Source organism: Microbacterium sp. SCPM-O-B-15248 (M128) (assembly GCF_058214835.1).
Map to the genome: position 1 here is coordinate 284216 of NZ_JBYQLI010000001.1, position 19383 is coordinate 303598.

Genomic DNA, 19383 nt, shown 5'->3' on the forward strand with positions numbered 1-19383 from the left:
CACCCTCCTGCTGCCGGGAAATGCCCGTCAGCCGTTCTAGTCCGAAGGAGGTGGGTTAGTGACGCACCAGTACGAACTCATGGTCATCTTCGACCCCGAGGTCGACGAGCGCCAGGTCGCTCCGAAGCTCGACGGGTTCCTCAAGGTCATCACCAACGATGGGGGAACCATCGAGAAGGTCGATGTCTGGGGCCGCCGCCGTCTGGCCTACGAGATCAAGAAGAAGAACGAAGGCATCTACGCCGTCGTGGACTTCACCGCCACGAGCGAGGCCACGCAGGAGCTCGACCGTCAGCTGAAGCTGAACGAGCAGATCATGCGTACCAAGGTCCTCCGTGCGGAAGAGGCCATCGCTCAGGTCGCCGCCGAGGCGAAGCGCTCCGAGGAGAAGGCCGCTCGCAAGGCTGCCGCTCCCCGCAAGGTCGAGTCCGCCGAGAAGGCTGCGAAGTAACGACGATGGCCGGCGAAACCGTCATCACCGTCGTGGGCAACCTCACGGCCGACCCCGAGCTGCGGTACACGCAGAACGGGCTGCCGGTGGCGAACTTCACCATCGCGTCGACCCCCCGCACGTTCGACCGTCAGGCGAACGAGTGGAAGGACGGCGAGGCGCTGTTCCTGCGCGCCTCGGTGTGGCGCGAATTCGCCGAGCATGTCGCCGGTTCGCTGACGAAGGGTTCCCGTGTCATCGCGACCGGTCGCCTGAAGCAGCGCTCCTACCAGGACCGCGAGGGCAACAACCGCACCTCGATCGAGCTGGAGGTCGACGAGATCGGCCCCTCGCTCCGCTACGCGACCGCTCAGGTCACCCGCGCTGCCTCTTCGGGCGGCGCCGGTGGCGGCGGTGGACAGCGTCAGCAGGTCCAGCAGGGTGCCGACGAGCCGTGGTCGACCCCCGGGTCGAACCAGGGCGGCGGCGCCGACGCGTGGAGCACTCCCGGTTCCTACGGAGACGACACCCCGTTCTGATCTCGCTGCGCCTCACGGCGTGACGACCCCGAAAATTCCGGATGCCACCCGCCAGGCGGCTCGCCCGCCCCGGCATCCGAACCCACACGAAAGAAGGAAGCATGGCTGGAAAGGCCACTGGCGACCGCCGCAAGCCGCGGAAGGGCGCGAAGAACGCAGCCCCCGCGAAGGCGATCCGCGTCGGCGTCATCGACTACAAGGACGTCGCGACCCTCCGCAAGTTCATCTCGGAGCGCGGGAAGATCCGCGCCCGTCGTATCACCGGTGTCTCCGTGCAGGAGCAGCGCCTGATCGCCCGCGCCATCAAGAACGCGCGCGAGATGGCTCTCCTGCCCTACGCCGGCGCCGGCCGCTAAGGAGCACCCGATGGCAAAGCTGATTCTCACGAATGAGGTCACCGGGCTCGGTAGCGCCGGTGACGTTGTCGAGGTCAAGAACGGGTACGCCCGTAACTACCTCATCCCCCAGGGCTTCGCCGTGTCCTGGTCCCGTGGTGGCGAGAAGCAGGTGGCGTCGATTCGCGCCGCCCGCGAAGCCCGCGCGATCCACGACCACGAAGACGCCGTGGCCCTGAAGAACTCGCTCGAGTCGACCACCGTCAAGCTGGCCGTCAAGGCCGGTGCCGAGGGTCGTCTGTTCGGTTCGGTCAAGACCGGCGACGTCGCTGACGCCGTCAAGGCTGCCGGCCTGGGCGAGCTCGACAAGCGCAAGATCCAGATCACCTCCTCGATCAAGTCGGTCGGCGAGCACGAGGCGACCGTTCGCCTGCGTGACGACGTCACCGCCGTGATCACCCTCCAGGTGGTCGCCGCGAAGTAATTCGCGCCTGACACGGCCCCGGTTCTGCTTCGGCAGGCCGGGGCCGTTCTGCGTTCCGAGACCGTAACGCAGGCCTTCTAGGCTGAGCAGCATGACCGTCGATCGCGCACCCGAGCGCCCGCGGGTCGTGCTGTATTCGGCATCCCTCGTCGTCCCCATCACCGCGCCTCCGATCGTGGGCGGGGCGATCGCCGTGGCCGGTGGGCGCATCCGCCACGTGGGGGAGCGCGAGTGGGTGCGGCACGAGCTGCGCCAGCGCGGCGTGGAGTTCGACGAGGTCCACTGGCCCGGCATCCTGACCCCCGGGCTCGTCAACGCCCACTCCCACCTGCAGTACACCGGCATGGCCGAGGTCGGCCGAGGCTCGTACACCGGGTTCGAGGACTGGGCCGAGGCTTTCGAGCCGGTCTACGAGTCGGGCTTGGACTGGGCGGCGGATGCCAGGGCGGGAGCCGCACAGATGATCGCCGCCGGCACGACCGCCGTGGCCGACATCGTCACCGACGTCGAGGCGGCATCCGCTCTGCATGACGCCCGGCTGCACGGCATCACCTACTGGGAGGTGATGAGCTGGACGAACGCCGCGTGGGCCGAGCGGGGGAGGGCCGAGGTCGAGGCGCGGCTGGACTCGCTGCCGTCACCGCCCGGAACCGGCCTGTCGCCGCACGCGCCGTATTCGCTCGACGTCGAGCCGCTGCTGGAGATCCCCGACATCGTGCGCGAGCGGGGGAGCCGGCTGCACATCCACCTCGGTGAGGCGGCGTTCGAGCGCGAGCACGGTGAGGCGTTGCCGTGGCGAGAGCGGCGGCCCGCGAGCTTCCAGGCGCTGCGCGACGAGGGCTTCGGCACGGGGGCGACGGAGTTCGTCGACGAGCTCGGCGTGCTCGGACCCGACTGCCACATCGCGCACGGCGTCTACATGACCGCGCGCGACCGTTCGGTGTTGCGGCAACGCGGGACCACCGTGGCGTTGTGTCCGCGGTCGAACGCTGTGATCGGGCTCGACGAGCCGCCCGTGGCCGCGTACCTCGTCGAGGGCAATGCGATCGCCGTGGGCACCGACTCGCTGTCGTCGTCGCCGTCGCTCGACCTGCTCGCCGACGTGGCGGCGTTGCACCGCCTCGCGCGCGCCCAGGGATACGCGAACCGCGACCTGGCCGCGCTGCTGCTGCGGGCGGCGACGCTCGGCGGGGCGCATGCGATGGGGCTCGACACCGGACCCGACCGCACCGGATACCTCTCGGTCGGCGCCGTGGCCGACCTCGCGTTCTTCGACATCGCTCCCGCTGACGTCGACGACACGATCGAGCACCTCGTCGTCGACGGCGCCGGGCGCGCGGCGGCGACCTTCATCGACGGCGAGGTGCGCTTCGCATCCGCCGCCTTCACCCGAGAGACCGGAGTGTCCTGTGACTGACGACCGCCCCACCACCGCGCGACTGCTCGACCTCGCGCAGCACCCCGAGGGCGGGTGGTTTCGTCGCATGTGGACCGGCTCGTACGCGGTCGAGACGCCCGCGGGAGTGCGGCCGGCGGCGACCTGCATCCACTACCTGCTCACTCCGGGGGAGCACAGCGCGTGGCACGTCGTGACCAGCGACGAAGTGTGGCTCTGGCACGGACCGGGCCGCCTGGAGCTGTCGTTCGGCGGCGACGGGCTCTCTCCCGAGCTCACGGATGCCGTCGTCCTCGGCGCCGACCTCGCGGCGGGGGAGCGGCTGCAGGCCACGGTCCCCGCGGGCGTGTGGCAGGCCGCACGCCTCGTCGACGACGCGGAATGTGTCGTCAGCTGCCTCGTCTCGCCCGGGTTCAGCTTCGAGGACTGGCGCCTGGCCGACTGAGCCGGGGCCGCTCGGGGGCGGTTGGTCTGGGGCGGTTGGTCTGGCGCGGTTGGTCTGGCGCGGTTGCCTCGGGTGGGGGTGCGGCGGGCGCGGGCCGGGGCGGTTCGGGTGCGGGCGGCGGAGGAGATTCGGGGAGCGGAGGATGGAAGGGATGCCGGCGGTCCTCCGTTGCGAGATTGTCCTCCCGTCGTGGGGTGTGGTGCCTCAGGCTGAGGGGTGGGGTGTGGCCCTGGGGCGGTTCGGGCGCGATGGCTTTGGGGCGAACGCCTCGGGCCGGCGCTGCGGGTGCGGGCGGCGGAGGAGATTCGGGGAGCGGAGGGCGGAAGGGATGCCGGCGGTCCTCCGCTGCGAGATTCTCCTCCCGTCGTGGGGTGTGGTGCCGCGGGCTGAGGGGTGGGGTGTGGCCCTGGGGCGGTTCGGGCGCGATGGCTTTGGGGCGAACGCCTCGGGCCGGCGCTGCGGGTGCGGGCGGCGGAGGAGATTCGGGGAGCGGAGGATGGAAGGGATGCCGGCGGCCCTCCGCTGCGAGATTCTCCTCCCGTCGTGGGGTGTGGTGCCTCAGGCTGGGGCCGTTGGGTGCGGTGGCCCGGGGTGCGGTGGTGCGGGGTGGCGCGGGGCGAGGTGCGGCGCCGCGATCATGCACCTGACTGACTGACCCCGGACACGCCGGATACCGGATGCCACGCCCCCAACGGCCGCGGCATCCGGTGCCCGGAGAGGCCGAAGCCGCTCCCGGCGGTGGGTGTCAGGCGGTGACGCGACGGCGGGCGAGCGCCGTGCCTCCGAGCGCGAGCATCACGAGAGCGGAGAGGCCGAGGCCCCACAGCGCTCCCGCGTCCGTGCCGGTCACGGCCAGGGTGCGCGCACCCGAGGCCACGGCCGACGACGACGACACCGAGGCGGAGGAGCCGGTCACGACCGACGTTCCCGGGGTTCCCGGAGTGCCCGGCGTTCCCGGGGTGCCAGGGGTGCCGGGGGTGCCCGGAGTGCCCGGCGTTCCAGGGGTGCCCGGCGTGCCGGGGGTGCCCGGGGTTCCAGGTGTGCCCGTCTCGGAACCGACCGTCGTGCTGTCGCCGATGACCGAGACCGCGTTTCCGCCGATGGTGACGGGGAGGCTGATCGGAATGATCAGCTGGTTGCCGCCGAGGATGCTGTCGCTGCCGTCGGTGGTCACGCCACCGATCAGGCCGCCATTGGTGCCGCCGGTGGTGGTGGCGTTCTCGGAGGTGCTGTCACCGATGCCCGAGACCGCGTTGCCGCCGATGGTGACGGGCAGGCTGATCGGAAGGACCGCCTGGTTGCCGCCGAGGATGCTGTCGGAGCCGTCGGTCGACACGTCGTCGACCGATCCGCCCGAGGCCGCACCGCCGATGGTCGTGGCTTTCTCCGAAGTGCTGTCGCCGATACCGGAAACCGCGTTGCCGCCGATGGTGACGGGCAGAGCGACCGGGGCGACCAGCTGGTTGCCGCCGCCGAGGCTGTCGGATCCGTCGGTCTCGACGTCGCCGGACCCGTCGCCGGAGCCGCCCGAGCCCGAGGCCGAGCCGCCTGCGGTGGCCGCGTCCTCGGTGTGGCTGTCGCCGATGACCGAGACGGCGTTGCCGCCGATGGTCACGGGCACCGAGATCGGCAGGACCGCCTGGTTGCCGCCGAGCAGGCTGTCGGATCCGCCGGTTTCAACGTCGCCGGAGCCGCCCGCTCCCGAGCCCGAGCCCACCGAGCCGCCGGTCGTGCCCGCGTCCTCGCTGTGGCTGTCACCGACGGCCGACACGGCGTTGCCGCCGATGGTCACGGGCACCGCGATCGGCACGACCGCCTGGTTGCCGCCGGCGACGCTGTCGGTGCCGTCGGTCTCGACGTCGGCGACCGGCGCCGCCTCCGGAGCGGGAGCGGGAGCGGCCGCGGGTGCCGCCGCGGGCGCCGAGGTCTCGGCATCCTCGCTGTGGCTGTCACCGATGACCGACACGGCATTGCCGCCGACGGTCACGGGCACGTCCACCGAGACGAGGCCCTGGTTGCCGCCGAGGAGGCTGTCACCGCCGTCGGTGGTGACGTCCGGCGCCGGCTGCGACGCGGGCACCGAGGTCTCGGCATCCGAGGAATGGCTGTCGCCGAGGACCGACACGGCGTTGCCGCCGAGGGTGACGGGCAGGTCGACCGAGATGATCGCCTGGTCGCCCGAGAGGAGGCCGTCGGTGCCCGACGTCTCCGCGGCATGTGCCATGCCGGTTCCGACGACGGCCAAGCCGCCGCCGATCAGCGCGCCGAGGATGGCGCGCGAGTAGATCTTGCGCATGAGAGTTCTCTCCTGAGTTGTGAATGAGGTGCGCGAACGCGCGGGACCGTGTGTCGTGCCGGAGCACGACGCGGCCCGCCTCAGTCAGGGGAGACGTCGGTGGCGAAGGTGGGTGCGCCGGGGAGATCGTCGTCGACGAGTGCGCTGCGAGAGAGAAGAACGAAGGTCGGCGAGCCCGCGCGGTCATCGAGGCGCGCGGCCGCGGGGGCGGCTCCGCCGGACGACACGGATGCCGAAGACGAGCCCGGGATGCCATCGCCCAGGGCGTGCGTGACGGGCGATCCGGCGGGCGCGGGGGAGCCGCTGGCGTGGACGGAGCTCTCGCCCGTACCCGACGACGCCGAGGCGGCGAACGCCGCGGCCGCCGCACGGACGCGCTCTGCGGGGGAGCCGTGCGCGACGGTGGTGGCCGCGGACGTGGGCGCCGTGGCATCCGTCGTCTCGGGCTGCGCGGGCACCGCGGTGCCGTCGAGAGGGGGGATGCCAGGAGTCGGCGTCGCGGGAGCGGAAGGGGCGACGGGGCCGATGACCGCGTCGACCGTGCCGCCCGGGATCGTGGGCAGCAGGGGGTCGGTGGCCCCGGGCGTCCCGACGACGGCAGGGACGACCTCGTCGACCGTGTCGGCCACGCCCGTGAGCACGTCGTCGAGGCCGGCCTCCGAGACGATTCCGCCGACCACGGGCACCGAGACGACGGTCTCGACGACGGGGGTCACGACGGTTCCGACGACCGCGGCGTCGGCGACCTGCGACACGGTCTCTGTCACGGTGTCCACGGCGCTCGCCGCGGTGTCGTCGACGCGGTGGACGACCGTGTTCACGGCATCCACCGTCGTCTGCGTGACCTCGGTGACGGGCTGGCGGACGGGCTCGGGAACGACGGCCGTGACGGGAGCGGTGACCGGCTCGACGGTCTGGACTACGGATGCCACGGTGTCGTCGACCGTGCCGACGAGGCCCTTCACGGTGCTCGTGGTGTCGTTCACGGTGTCGGAGATCGCACCGAGAAGGCCCGAGGGGGAGTCGTCGTTCGCCGACGCGGACGAGGTCGAGAGAGTCAGCGACAGGATGACCCACGCGAGAGCCGCGAGGAGCGAGAGGCCGAGCAGGCGGAGCGCAGGAGGTGCGCTTCGCCGGGCCACGGCATCCATATCTGACTCCCCACAGTCGATCGACACGCGTCTATGACGTGTCTATGACGCGCGACTCTACGCCGCTCGCCGAACGAAGGCCAGAGTCTCAGCGAACCCCCAGTTACCAGCCGGTGACCAGCGGGGAAGCGACCGACACGCCGCATGCGAACGTGACTTGACAGCGAGCGCGGTTGTCAGTAGCTGACCGGCGCAGTTATCCCCCGAGTTGTACACATGTTCTTGTCAAGTCCGAGAACCTTCAACTCATCCTTCAAACAGGATTCCCCCAGCTTTCCTGTGGATAGATAAAAGCCTGGTCGTGGTTGTTTTTCGAAACGGGATTCCACATGATCCACGGAGTTGTCCACAGCAGTTGTGCACAGCAATCGCGGCGTTTCTCGCAAGCTGTCCACAGAGTTATCCACAGGCCTGTTTGCGTGGAGGAAGGGTCGTCCTTAGCGTGGGTGCATCCCATCGGGCACACCCGTCACCATCCGCGCGTCGATGTCGGAACTTGGTGATTCGATGCTGCTCGAGGTCGTCGTCTCGACCCACCCGACGTGATCCGTTGCCGGACGTCGTCGATGGGGCGAGTGCGTCCGAAAACTGAGAAGGAGTGCCTGTGTCGATTGCCGACATCGCCAACGAGCGTCTCGGGGGACCCCAGCGTCAGGAGCGCACGCCGCCGCACGACATCCTGGCCGAGCAGAGCGCCCTGGGCGGCATGCTGCTGTCGAAAGACGCGGTGGCCGACGTCATCGAGACGCTGCGCGGGCCCGACTTCTACGTCCCGAAGCACGAGCTGATCTTCGAGGCGATCCTCACGCTCTACTCGCACGGTGAGCCGACCGACGTCGTCGCCGTCACCGACGAGCTCATCAAGACGGGTGAGCTGCAGCGCGCCGGCGGAGCCGACTACTTGCACACGCTCACCTCGATCGTGCCGACGGCGGCCAACGCCGGGTATTACGCGTCGATCGTCGCCGAGCGTGCGCTGCTCCGCCGCCTGGTCGAGGCCGGCACGCGCATCGTGCAGATGGGCTACGCGGGCGAGGGCGACCCGACCGAGCTCGTCAACAGCGCCCAGGCCGAGATCTACAACGTGTCGGGCGACGACAGTGCCGAGGACTACATCCCCCTGACGATGGCGGTGGATGCCGCGGTCGAAGAGATCGAGGCTGCTCGCGGTCGCGACGGGTCGATGACCGGCATTCCGACCGGCTTCGCCGGCCTCGACCAGCTCACGAACGGTCTGCACCCGGGCCAGATGATCGTGCTGGCCGCGCGTCCCGCTATGGGTAAGTCGACGCTCGCGCTCGACTTCGCTCGCGCCGCCGCGATCAAGTCGAACGCGCCCTGCATCTTCTTCTCACTCGAGATGGGGCGCAGCGAGATCGCGATGCGTCTGCTGAGTGCCGAGGGGTCGATCCCACTGCAGAGCATGCGCAAGGGAACGCTCGACTCGCGCGACTGGACGACGGTGGCCTCGACCCGCGGTCGCATCAACGACGCCCCCCTCTACATCGACGACAGCCCGAACATGACGCTGGTCGAGATCCGGGCGAAGTGCCGTCGCCTCAAGCAGCGCGAGGGGCTGAAGATGGTGGTCATCGACTACCTGCAGCTGCTCACAAGCGGTAAGCGCGTGGAGTCGCGCCAGCAGGAGGTCAGTGAGTTCTCGCGTGCGCTGAAGCTGATGGCGAAGGAGCTGCAGGTTCCCGTCATCGCGCTGTCGCAGCTGAACCGTGGCGCCGAGCAGCGGGCCGACAAGAAGCCCGCCCTGTCCGACCTGCGTGAGTCCGGATCGATCGAGCAGGATGCCGACATGGTGGTGCTCCTCCACCGTGAGGCCGCGTACGAGAAGGACTCGCCGCGCGCCGGTGAGGCCGACCTGATCGTGGCGAAGCACCGTAACGGTCCGACCGACACGATCACCGTGGCGTTCCAGGGGCACTACTCGCGGTTCGCCGACATGGCGCCGGGGATGTAGTCGGGGCATCGAAGCCGCTCGGTTGCTTTAGTGCTCGGAAAATTACATTCAGGTGTAATATTCAAAGCGCCGATGGGAGGTGTCGCGATGCGAGCTGTAGATGCGCTGGAGGCCCTCGAGCTCGCGGGTTCTACGCAGCGCGGTCTGGTCACGACCGCTCAGGCGCGCGAAGCGGGTCTGGCCGGGGTAGATCTGACACGCCTTGCCGACGCCGGCCGGCTTCTTCGCGTTCGCCACGGCGTGTACGTACTGCCTTCAGCGGGCGTGGATCGCCTGCAGCAGCTGCGGGCCGCATGGTTGGCAGCCTCGGCGAACGGCGACGTCGTTGTCTCGAGGGCGTCTGCGGCGGCTGTGCATCGCCTCGGCGACCTCGTCCCCGCGACGCATGAGTTCACCGCGGCCGTGCGCAGACAGAGCACGCTGCCCGACGTTCGTTTCCACCGCGCCGCTCTGAGCGACGACGAGGTGGTTCTGGTCGATGGCCTTCCCGTCACGAGCGTGGTGCGCACTGTCGGCGATCTCGCCGCGTCGTCGCTGGATTCGGATCAGCTCGCGCGTGTGCTGTCCGATGCAGTCGAGCGCCCCGGTGTGGGTATGGAGGCTCTTGCGACCGCGCTCACACCCCATGCTGCCCGGTACGGATTCGACTCGGGACGCGCATTGCTGGCGGGGATGGCACCCGGGTACCTCGCTGCGGCGCTCCGCGGTGTTGTTGACGAAGCCGTGATGCTTTCGAGCCAGTTTCGACAGCAGGCGCTGGATCTGCTCGAAGAGCCGGGCGGCTCGAACGCGCTCCTGGCACTCGTCCACGACCGGCTCGCTAGAGGCAAGTCACCCGTGCGTGAGGACACCTAGTGGCGCCGACAGCAGTCGAACTTGGCCGCCTTGCCCGTTCGCTCGGCGCGAAGCTGAACGCGAAGGCCCGCCAGCGGGGCGTCGCAGCGGATGTTATCCGCAAGCAGTACGTCTTCACGCTGTTCCTGAGCAGACTCTTCGACGCGGACCCACAGCCGCCGTGGGTGCTCCTCGGGGGGAACGCACTGCTCATCCGAACGGGTGGAGGACGTTTCACACAGGACATCGACCTGGCCCGTCAGAGTGCATGGACAACGGGCGAAGACGTGCGACGCGAATTGCAGTCGCTCGCTGACGCACCGGCTGCTCGGGACCCGTTCACCTTCGTCATCGCCTCGGTCGAAGAGCACTCCGAAGTGGACCCGTTTGGCTATGGAACGAAGACGGCAAACGCCAAGGTGCAGGCTCGACTTCGTTCATAGGTCTTCGAGGCATTCACGATCGACCTCACGGAGCGGCGTCATCTCGACGTGCCCGTCGACCGAGTGCCACTCAGGGCGGTCATTGAGCACGAGACTTTGACCGACCTTCCGTCGGTGCCGACGACTCCGCTGGAGAATCACCTGGCCGACAAGGTGTGCGCCATGTATGAGTTGCATGGCCGCGGGGGGACATCTCCGTCAACTCGCTACCGAGATCTCGCCGACATCGTCCGCATCTTGGATGCCGGTCCCCTGAACGCTGCACGTTTGATCACGGTGCTGCGCCGTGAATCAGGTCGACGCAGGATGACGTTGCCAGACCGTCTGGTGGCGCCGTCAGATCAGTAGCGCGATGCTTTCCCGCGCCAGGCGAGGACGTTCGCCGAATACCCGAGCCGGCTCTATCCGCTCGATGCGTCTTGGACGAGGCCCGTGCGTGCCTGGATCCGATTCTGTCGGGTGAACGAACGTCCGGTACCTGGAATCGAGAAACGCGGTCCTGGTTCGAGTGAGTCGGGTGGGTCGCACCTACTCCACCCAGAACCCCACTGCGCACAGCAGCCGAGTCTCGTCGTCCGCGTCCGCGGGCGGCTCGATCGCGGGAGGGAACACGCCCCACTGGCGCCACTCGTCGGCGTGCGGCACGACGTGCTCGTTGAGCCCGTCGATCAGTTCGGGGGAGAGGCGGAACGGGATGCCGAAGTGCTTCGCGATCGAGTACGCCTGGAATGCGCGGTAGGTCGCCATGTGCGCGAAACCCTCGGCCGCCGGGTAGTCGCCGTACGTGAACCGGAACGTCTCGGCGAACTCGCCCGTGCGAACGGCGGCGGTGGCCACATCGTTCAGCGCGTCGTAGGACGCGATCGGATCGTCGCCGAGCAGGTCGGCGTCGGCGTACGGATCGCCGTCGGCGGCGGCGCGTCCGGCGATCACGTCGGGGATCCACGCTTCGTCGTAGGCGTGCCGGCCGATGATGCCGAGCAGCGTCGGCGACTCGAGCTGGCTCCACTCCTTTGGAACAGGGGCCGAGAAGTCGGCGGGATCGATGCGGTCGATGACTTCGCGAATGGCGGCGTCGGCATGGAGGAAGAGCTCGTCCGGTTTCATGGCGCCGACGGTACTCCCGGTCACCGACATGAACCAGGAGTACGGGCGAGACCTAGCGCCCACGGCGACCCTCGGCGACAGGCGCGGAGGTCGCCCGTGCGATCCGGCAACGAATCGGTAACGACCTTTTGCGTCAACGCGTTTGACGCTCCTACGGTCACATCAAACGTTTGACGCGGGTTCTCACCGTAAGCGTCAAACGATTGATGTCGAAGGAGCCGTCGTGATCACGTTGAAAGACCTCGCCGCCGCAGCGGGCGTATCGCCCTCCGCGGTGTCGCTGGTGCTCAACGACCGCCACGTCGGACGAGTGAATGCGATAACAGCGGCCCGCATCCGTGTGATGGCTGCAGACATGGGGTACATCCCCAACCAGCTCGCGCGAGGACTCAAGACCAAGCGCACGCACACGATCGGGGTGTTGTCCGACCAGGTCGCCAGCGTGCCCTTCGCTGGGCGGATGCTCGAGGGGGTGCAGAGCGAGGCGTGGGACAGCGGTTACCTCGCGATGATCATCGACACCACCGATCGCGCCGAGATGCTCGACCAGTCGTCGCGCGCTCTGCTGCAGCGCGACATCGACGCCGTGATCGTGGCAGCGCAGTTCCATCGCGAGGTCAGGCTCCCTGTCATCCCGCCGACCCTGCCGGTGGTGGTGCTCGACGGGTTCGCCGCCGCCAACGCTGTGGCGGACGGCGTGGTTCCCGACGAACGCGGCGCCGCCTTCGACGCCACGACCCACCTCATCCGACACGGCCACACACGGATCGCGTTCTGCACGGTGCAGAGCGGGACGTTTGTCGCCACGGAACTGCGGCGCGCCGGCTACCAGGATGCCCTTGACGCTGACGGCATCGTGGGTGACCCGTCGCTCATCGTGGAGCTGCCCGAACCCGCTACCGCCGCGGCGTATGCGCCGGTACGACGGCTCCTCGAGCGTCCCGACCGGCCCACTGCCGTGTTCTGCTTCTCCGACCAGATCGCCTTCGCGGTCTTCCAAGCGGCAACGGATCTCGGGCTGCGCATCCCCGACGACCTGTCTGTCGTGGGCTTCGACGATCAGCGGTTCATCGCCGATGCCCTGAGACCGGGTCTCACGACGATGCGCCTCCCCCATCACGACATGGGCGCATGGGCGGCCCGCCGGGTGATCGACCGCATCCACGGCAGGGTGTCGGCGCCGCCCGGCGTGACGACGTTGACATGCCCCCTCATCGAGCGCGGGTCCGTGGGCCCCCCGCCCCGAACCTAGCCACCGCCCCGAACCGTCCGGCCGTGCACGCGCATGGCCGGTATCCGGCGCGCCCGCGAACGCGGCCGCCCCCATCAGAGGAGAGAAATGAAAGCGACCAAGCGCAGTGCGGCGCGTGTCGGACTCGGCATCCTCGCCGCGACCGTCGTGTCCGTCTCACTCGCCGGATGCGCCGGCTCCGGCGCCGACTCCGGTGACAACACCTTCACGATCCTGCAGTACGAGAACCCCGACACCGCTCAAGGGCAGGGCTGGGCGCTCGCTCTGGAGCTGTTCAAAGAGAAGCACCCCGACGTCGAGGTGGACTATCAGACCACCAGTTTCGACGCGGCCCGCCAGAACTCCAAGATCACGCTCACCGGTGGCAGCGTCCCCGACGTCATCGAGTTCAACAAGGGAAACGCCGATGGGGGCCAGCTCGCGGCTCAGGGGCTGCTCGAACCCCTCACCGACGTCGTCGCCGAGCGCGGCTGGGACGAGAAGATCACCGGCGCCATGCAGGCCTTCGCCCAGTACGACGAGCAGGGACTGGCCGGATCGGGCGACTGGTACGGCATCCCGAACATCGGCGAGTACGTGATGTTCTATTACAACAAAGACCTGTTCGCGCAGGCGGGTATCACGGAGGAGCCGACCGATCTGGCGAGCTTCGAGGCCGCCATGGACAAGTTGGTGGCCGCGGGAATCACGCCGATCTCGTCGTCGGCCGCCACGAGCCAGGGCTTCAACCAGATGTGGGTCTGGTACTCGCTCGTGTCGGCGGCCGCCGACCGGAAGTCGATCGACGACTTCATGTTCCTCCGCGAGCCGGTCGATTTCTCGGCCGCGCCCTGGATCGACGGGGCGAAGAAATTCGAATCGTGGATCGACAAGGGCTATGTCGGTACCGAACTCGGCGGGCTCAACTTCGAGCAGGCGACCGTCAACTTCTTGAGCGGCGAAAAAGCCATGCTGATCTGGAACCAGGGCGAATTCGCGCGCATTCGCGAGCAGGCGCCGTTCGAATGGGGCTACTTCACGCTGCCCGGAGCGAACATGCAGATGGGCTCGAGCGGCCACCTCTGGGGTGTGCCCGCCAACGCAACCAACAAGGAGCTCGCGTACGACTGGATCGACATCACGCTCAGCGAAGAGGTGCAGAACAGGATCGGCCAGCTCGGCGGACTTCCGCTCGCCGGTGACGCCTCCACCATCGAAGACCCGTTGACGCGCGAGTACACCGAGCGCTTCAACGAACTCCTGTATGCCGACACCCTGAGCTTCTACCCGGACTACCCCGTGCCCGGCTTCCTCGACTTCATCCAGTCGGGGATGCAGGCGATGTCCAACGGCAACACCTCTGCCGACGAGTGGACCGCGAACCTGCAGAAGTTCTACGACGAGGGCCGCGAGACCGCGCTCGCCGGCTGACCCCCGGGCCCGCCCGCTGGCGCGGGCGGGCCCCCTTCCCGGAGACACCACACCATGAGCGACACCAAGCGCGCCTCCTCGGAGCGACGGGGCACCTACTGGCTCTATCTCTTACCCCTGGCGGCCGGGTTCCTCGTCGTCGTCGCGGCGCCGTTCGCGATGAACGTCTACACGAGCCTGTTCCACTGGAAGGGCGGGCAGAGCCCGATGCGGTGGGCGGGGCTCGAGAACTACGCGACCCTCCTCGCCGATGAAACGTTCTGGCGCTCGTTCCAGAACAGCATCGCGATGATCGTCGCCATCACCGTCATCCCCACCATCATCGGCATCCTGCTCGCTGCCCTCCTGTTCGACTATCTGGGGCGCCGCTTCGGAGATCGAGCGATCGCCGTGTTGCGGGCGACGTACTACCTGCCGCAGATTCTGCCGATCGCGGTCGCGGGGTTCATCTGGTCGACGATCCTCAACACGCAGCAGGGTTCTTTGAGCGTGCTGCTCGAGAGCATCGGTATCGCCTCGCCGCCGGACTGGCTCGGCGACCCGGCGATCGCGATCTACTCGGTCATGCTCATGCTGGTCTGGCTGCAGATCGGCTACCCGGTGGTCATCTTCATGTCCGCTCTCCAGCGCGTCGACCCGGAGTTGTATGAGGCGGCGGAGCTCGACGGTGCCGGGTGGTGGCGGCGCTTCCAGGCGATCACCATTCCGCAGATCCGCCCGGAGATCTTCGTCGTGGTCCTGACGGCGACCATCGCCGCGCTGAAGGTCTTCGCTCCGATCCTCATCCTCACCGGGGGAGGACCCGAGAACTCCACCGTGGTGCCCTCGTACTACGCGTATCGCAGCTTCTTCGAGCTGTCCCGCGTGGGCTACGGCTCCACCATCGCCACGGTCATGTCGGTCGTGATCTTCATCGTCGCCGCGGTGATGCTCACCTGGCAGCACCGCGAGAGCCGGAAGGAACGCCGCTGATGTCGGCCACCATCACTCACCGCACCCCTCGCCGGAGCCTCGCGAACTGGGCGATGCTCGTCGTCGCAGGTGTCGTTGCTCTGCTCATGGCGGCTCCGTTCCTGTTGCTGGTGCTCAACGCGTTTAAGACCGGAGCGGACTACTCCACGAACGGTCCGCTGGCGTGGCCGACGACGTTCACTTTCGACGCCTTCGCCGACTACCTCGGTCGCGTGGACTTCTTCCGAGCGCTGTGGAACTCGATTCTCAGCTCCACGGTGATCGCGTTCGCCGGCACCGGGCTCGCGCTCCTCGCCTCGTACGCGATCGGGATCGGTCGCATCCGCGCGAGCACGGCGATCACGGCGCTGTTGCTGGTGGCCACGATGGTGCCGCACGAAGCGCTGATCTACCCGCTGTTCTATGGCGCGCAGGCCACGGGCACGCTCAACTCGATCTGGTCGATCATCATCGTGTTCGTCGTGCTGTGGGCCGCGTACGGCACGTACATCCTCTCGAGCGTGCTGTCGACGTTCCCGCGCGAGGTGCTGGAAGCGGCGGCGATCGACGGTGCGGGGCGCTGGCGGATCCTCTGGACCGTGGTGTTCCCGATCGTCCGGCCCACGCTCAGCGTGCTCGTGGTGTTCATCTTCATCTGGTCGTGGAACGAGTTCTACATCCCGCTCATCCTGCTGGGTGACCCCGCGTCGCAGACCGTTCCCATCGCGCTGTCGACGCTGCGCGGGCAGCACTCGATCGACATCACCGTCGTGAACGCGGGATCGCTGCTGTCGCTCATTCCCACCCTCATCTTCTTCCTCCTCTTCCAACGGACGATCAGCCGCGGTGTGACCGCGGGTGCCGTGAAGTAACTCGACACGAAAGAATCACCATGCCCACGCAGTGGAACACCCTTCGCAACGACGGAACCCGACGTAGCCGCGCCATCAACGCTGAGAACCCCGACGGGGCAGTCGGCGCGGCGGGGTCTGCGAGCTCGCACCTCGGCCCGGGCCGCAAGGGAAGCGCCTGGTACGCGTTGCCGGCCGGTGAGACCGTGGTTCTCGCCGACATCTCCGGCCCCGGGGTGATCCGCCACATCTGGATCACCGTGACCGACAAGACTCCCGCGGGGCCGTTCGTCCTGCGCGATCTCGTGCTGCGCGCGTTCTGGGACGACTCGCCGCACCCATCCGTCGAGGTCCCGCTCGGCGACTTCTTCTGCAACGGGTTCGGCGAGCGGGCCCTCGTCACGTCGGAGCCGATCGTGGTCGCCCCCACCGGCGGCATGAACTCGTACTTCCCGATGCCGTTCCGTACCGGCGCGCGGTTGGAACTGCACAGCGAGCACGGCGGCGACCTGGGGCACGTCTTCTTCCAGGTCGACTACACCACCGGCGACGATTTCGATGAGTGGCCCGGCTACTTCCACGCGCAGTGGCGGCGGAGCAACGGCACCACGGCTCTCGGCGAGGACCACGTCATTCTCGATGGGGTTCGGGGAAGCGGTACGTACGTGGGCACGTACGTCGCGCTGACCTCGCTGCACCGGTATTGGTGGGGCGAAGGCGAAGTGAAGTTCTTCGTCGACGGCGACACTGACCTGCCGACCCTGTGCAGCACGGGCCTCGAGGACTACGCCGGCGGTGCGTGGGCATTCCAAGACGCGCTGCGGGCCGACCCGGAGCCCCGCGCGCTCACCTTCTCCGCACCGTACTTCGGCTACCCGTTCGCCAGCGCGATCGACACCACGCGGGCGTCGGAGTTCACGACGGCGATGATGCCGATGCACGGCCTGTACCGCTGGCATCTGCCCGACCCGATCTTCTTCGGCGAAGACCTGCGCGTGACGCTCCAGCAGATCGGTACGTGGGATCACGGGCTGTTCGAGCGGTCGGACGACATCGCGACCACGGCATATTGGTACCAGTCGTCGGTCGGATCACGTTTCCCTGAGCTGCCGCGCGCGGCCGACCGGATGCCACGCTGAGGCGGCACGGCCGTGCGGGCCTCGGCGCTCGCACGGCCGGATCCCGGGCACCGTGGACACGACGGGTGGGGCGGTGTCATCGACGATGGGTGCTGATCGCGCCCGGTGCGGTCACCGAGATGGAGTCGCTGTCGTGGATGCCCCCGAGCGGCGGAAGCGCGCGCGCCGAGGTGGCGGTGCCGGGGCGTTGGCGTTGGTCGCGTCGATGCCGTCGATGCCGGCGTTGCTGCTGGGGCGGCGCAATGACGTGCTGGCGTGGAATGCGCTCGGGCATGCGCTGGGGGCGGGGCATCTGGCGTTCACGGATCCGGATGATCCGGCGACGCGTGCGAACCAGATGCGCCTGCTGTTCCTCGACCGGCATACGCGTGAGCTGCATCGCGACTGGGCGGAGGAGGCGGTGTCGGCTGTCGCGTCGTTGCGGTAGGTGGCGGGGCAGTATCCGGACGATCGTGCGCTCGCCGGACTCGTGGGTGAGTTGTCGATGAACAGTCGGGAGTTCGCGCGCGTGCGGGCGAAGCACGACGTGCGGTTGTGTTCGAGCGGGACGAAGCGGTTGCACCACCCGCAGGTGGGCGACCTCGACCTGCTCTACGAGGTGCTGCACCTGCTCGACAGCAACGGCCAGCGGTTGCTGACGCATACGGCGGAGGTAGGGAGTGCGGCAGCGGATGCGCTGGCGCTGCTGGGTGAGTGCGTGGTGTCGGGCGAATGGATGCCATGACTCAGCCGCTGCGCTACGCGATCAACGTCGCTCTCGACGGGTGTTCATGAGGCGCGACAACCGCCGAATGCCGAGTAGAGGTGTTCTGGGCCGACCGGCTCACCTGTTCGGACCCTGAACGGCAAGGCACCCGGCGAGCTGCGAGCTTCGCCGGGTGCCGTGTCGGTGTTCTGCGATCTACCGATTGATTGTTAGCAAACGGGAGATGCGGCCCAAATCGCTCCGGTGGTGTTGTTGATTGCGTTGAAGGCGTCGACGGTCCCGGTGGAAACCTTGGTCCAGGCGCCGTAGCCCCTGCTGCGGTAGACGTTGTTGTCGCTGCCGTAGACCCAGACGCGGCTGATGTTGTCAGGTGAGCCGGCGTTGATGGCTTTGGCGGTGACCCCGGCGGGCAGTGCTGGCCAGTCCGTGTAGGTTCCCGAGTCATCCGAGAATCCAACGGTAGATCCCGCGGCCCAGAATCCGGCGGTGGTGTTGTTGATTGCGGTGAAGGCGTCGACGGTGCCGGTGGAGACCTTGGTCCAGGCGCCGTAGCCCCTGCTGCGGTAGACGTTGTTGTCGCTGCCGTAGACCCAGACGCGGCTAGTTCCGTCGGGCGAGCCGGCGTTGATGGACTTGGCGGTCACTCCGGCGGGGAGTGCAGGCCAGGTGGTGAAGGTTCCGGAATCATCCGTGTAGCCGACGGTAGATCCCGCGGCCCAGATTCCGCCAGTGGTGTTGTTGGTGGCGGTGAAGGCGTCGACGGTGCCGGTGGAGACCTTGGTCCAGGCGCCGTAGCCCCTGCTGCGGTAGACGTTGTTGTCGCTGCCGTAGACCCAGACGCGGCTGATGTTGTCAGGTGAGCCGGCGTTGATGGACCTGGCGGTGACCCCGGCGGGCAGTGCTGGCCAGTCCGTGTAGGTTCCCGAGTCATCCGAGAATCCAACGGTAGATCCCGCGGCCCAGAATCCGGCGGTGGTGTTGTTGATTGCGGTGAAGGCGTCGACGGTGCCGGTGGAGACCTTGGTCCAGGCGCCGTAGCCCCTGCTGCGGTAGACGTTGTTGTCGCTGCCGTAGACCCAGACGCGGCTGATGTTGTCAGGTGAGCCGGCGTTGATGGACCTGGCGGTGACCCCGGCGGGGAGTGCGGGCCAGCCGGTGGACGTCCCCGAGTCCTGCGTGAACGCCACGGCTGCGCCCGGGCTCGTGGAAACGATGCTTGCGGTGGCCGCCGGACTCCCGGACGTAGTCGCCGTCAGCGTTCCCGAACCGACCACGGACGCCACAGAGATGCTCGGCAGGTTCACACGCCCATTGGCGTCGCTCACCTGAGTGTTCGTGGTCGAACCACCCGCGAACGTGTACCCGTTGCTCAACGTCGTGGTGACGGAGCGGCCGGGGGTGGGGGTGCCGCCGACGGTGACGGTCACGTAGGCGCCGGTAATGGTGCCGCAAGCGGTGCCGGAGTAGCTGGCCTGGTTGAAGGCGAGGACGGCGTTGGTGGACGCGGATGCCGCGGGGGCGACGGTGGCGACGGCGATGGCGGGGATGGTCCAAGCCGCGCCCTGCAGGATGGTGCGGCGATTCAGATCAGCGGGGGGGGGGGGGGGGGGTAATGGCTGACGTGTTGTCGGGCGTCTGAGAC

At 68.2% G+C, this 19383-nt stretch carries 18 protein-coding genes and 2 pseudogenes; 15 read left to right on the forward strand and 5 right to left on the reverse strand.

Translation table 11 applies throughout. The features are described 5' to 3' along the window. Positions 1–58: 58 nt before the first annotated feature. The 6 genes from rpsF to AC3E6M_RS01355 all read left to right on the forward strand — a co-directional run bounded on the left by rpsF (position 59) and on the right by AC3E6M_RS01355 (position 3629). On the forward strand, positions 59–451 hold the full coding sequence (gene rpsF / locus AC3E6M_RS01330) for a 30S ribosomal protein S6 (protein WP_138177630.1): 393 nt from the start codon (positions 59–61) through the stop codon (positions 449–451). A 5-nt stretch (positions 452–456) separates the two neighbouring features. Further along, positions 457–969, forward strand: coding sequence for a single-stranded DNA-binding protein (locus AC3E6M_RS01335; protein WP_138177629.1), 513 nt, complete (start codon positions 457–459; stop codon positions 967–969). A gap of 101 nt (positions 970–1070) precedes the next feature. Beyond that, positions 1071–1325 (forward strand): 30S ribosomal protein S18, encoded by a 255-nt coding sequence (gene rpsR / locus AC3E6M_RS01340; RefSeq protein ID WP_013584646.1) that lies wholly within the window; start codon positions 1071–1073, stop codon positions 1323–1325. 10 nt (positions 1326–1335) lie between these two features. After that, on the forward strand, positions 1336–1788 hold the full coding sequence (rplI, locus tag AC3E6M_RS01345; protein ID WP_138177627.1) for a 50S ribosomal protein L9: 453 nt from the start codon (positions 1336–1338) through the stop codon (positions 1786–1788). 91 nt (positions 1789–1879) lie between these two features. Beyond that, positions 1880–3205, forward strand: a complete 1326-nt coding sequence (locus AC3E6M_RS01350; protein WP_490528834.1) for an amidohydrolase family protein — start codon at positions 1880–1882, stop codon at positions 3203–3205. After that, positions 3198–3629 (forward strand): cupin domain-containing protein, encoded by a 432-nt coding sequence (locus AC3E6M_RS01355; RefSeq protein ID WP_490528835.1) that lies wholly within the window; start codon positions 3198–3200, stop codon positions 3627–3629. The genes AC3E6M_RS01350 and AC3E6M_RS01355 overlap by 8 nt, the downstream gene beginning before the upstream one ends. A gap of 745 nt (positions 3630–4374) precedes the next feature. Here AC3E6M_RS01355 and AC3E6M_RS01360 read toward each other — a convergent pair. Beyond that, complete coding sequence (locus AC3E6M_RS01360) at positions 4375–5925, reverse strand: hypothetical protein (protein WP_490528836.1); 1551 nt, start codon at positions 5923–5925, stop codon at positions 4375–4377. An 80-nt stretch (positions 5926–6005) separates the two neighbouring features. Then, positions 6006–7076: a hypothetical protein gene (locus AC3E6M_RS01365; RefSeq protein WP_490528837.1), complete on the reverse strand. Its 1071-nt coding sequence runs from the start codon at positions 7074–7076 to the stop codon at positions 6006–6008. Positions 7077–7680: 604 nt separating this feature from the next. Between AC3E6M_RS01365 and dnaB the strand changes: the two genes are divergently transcribed. After that, on the forward strand, positions 7681–9048 hold the full coding sequence (dnaB, locus tag AC3E6M_RS01370) for a replicative DNA helicase (protein ID WP_138176249.1): 1368 nt from the start codon (positions 7681–7683) through the stop codon (positions 9046–9048). A 48-nt stretch (positions 9049–9096) separates the two neighbouring features. Here the strand turns inward: dnaB and AC3E6M_RS01375 are convergent, their stop codons facing one another. Next, on the reverse strand, positions 9097–9285 hold the full coding sequence (locus AC3E6M_RS01375) for a hypothetical protein (protein WP_490528966.1): 189 nt from the start codon (positions 9283–9285) through the stop codon (positions 9097–9099). On the opposite strand from AC3E6M_RS01375, the gene AC3E6M_RS01380 reads away from it, so the two are divergent. Next, on the forward strand, positions 9226–9903 hold the full coding sequence (locus tag AC3E6M_RS01380; protein ID WP_354646057.1) for a type IV toxin-antitoxin system AbiEi family antitoxin domain-containing protein: 678 nt from the start codon (positions 9226–9228) through the stop codon (positions 9901–9903). The two genes, AC3E6M_RS01375 and AC3E6M_RS01380, sit on opposite strands and share 60 nt — an antisense overlap. Next, positions 9903–10673: pseudogene (locus tag AC3E6M_RS01385) on the forward strand (nucleotidyl transferase AbiEii/AbiGii toxin family protein). Before AC3E6M_RS01380 ends, AC3E6M_RS01385 begins: the two are co-directional and overlap by 1 nt. A 180-nt stretch (positions 10674–10853) precedes the next feature. On the opposite strand, the gene AC3E6M_RS01390 reads toward AC3E6M_RS01385, so the two are convergent. Next, positions 10854–11432, reverse strand: a complete 579-nt coding sequence (locus tag AC3E6M_RS01390; protein WP_490528838.1) for a DinB family protein — start codon at positions 11430–11432, stop codon at positions 10854–10856. A 223-nt stretch (positions 11433–11655) separates the two neighbouring features. Between AC3E6M_RS01390 and AC3E6M_RS01395 the strand changes: the two genes are divergently transcribed. The 6 genes and pseudogenes from AC3E6M_RS01395 (at position 11656) to AC3E6M_RS01420 (ending at position 17759) form a co-directional block, all read left to right on the forward strand. Beyond that, positions 11656–12684, forward strand: a complete 1029-nt coding sequence (locus AC3E6M_RS01395; protein WP_490528839.1) for a LacI family DNA-binding transcriptional regulator — start codon at positions 11656–11658, stop codon at positions 12682–12684. 87 nt (positions 12685–12771) lie between these two features. Continuing rightward, entirely contained in the window at positions 12772–14094 is a 1323-nt protein-coding gene (locus AC3E6M_RS01400; protein WP_490528840.1) for an ABC transporter substrate-binding protein, read from the forward strand. Between the two features lie 54 nt (positions 14095–14148). After that, entirely contained in the window at positions 14149–15066 is a 918-nt protein-coding gene (locus tag AC3E6M_RS01405) for a carbohydrate ABC transporter permease (RefSeq protein ID WP_490528841.1), read from the forward strand. Next, positions 15066–15917 carry a carbohydrate ABC transporter permease gene (locus AC3E6M_RS01410; RefSeq protein ID WP_490528842.1) on the forward strand — a complete coding sequence of 284 codons (852 nt, stop codon included), beginning with the start codon at positions 15066–15068 and terminating at the stop codon, positions 15915–15917. The genes AC3E6M_RS01405 and AC3E6M_RS01410 overlap by 1 nt, the downstream gene beginning before the upstream one ends. A gap of 20 nt (positions 15918–15937) precedes the next feature. Next, the gene (locus tag AC3E6M_RS01415; RefSeq protein WP_490528843.1) at positions 15938–17035 is read left to right on the forward strand and encodes a glycoside hydrolase family 172 protein; all 1098 of its coding nucleotides are present in this window, start codon (positions 15938–15940) and stop codon (positions 17033–17035) included. Between the two features lie 133 nt (positions 17036–17168). Then, positions 17169–17759, forward strand: a pseudogene (locus tag AC3E6M_RS01420) (MmyB family transcriptional regulator). A 191-nt stretch (positions 17760–17950) separates the two neighbouring features. Here AC3E6M_RS01420 and AC3E6M_RS01425 read toward each other — a convergent pair. After that, on the reverse strand, positions 17951–19168 hold the full coding sequence (locus AC3E6M_RS01425; RefSeq protein ID WP_490528844.1) for a beta propeller repeat protein: 1218 nt from the start codon (positions 19166–19168) through the stop codon (positions 17951–17953). Positions 19169–19383 lie beyond the last annotated feature (215 nt).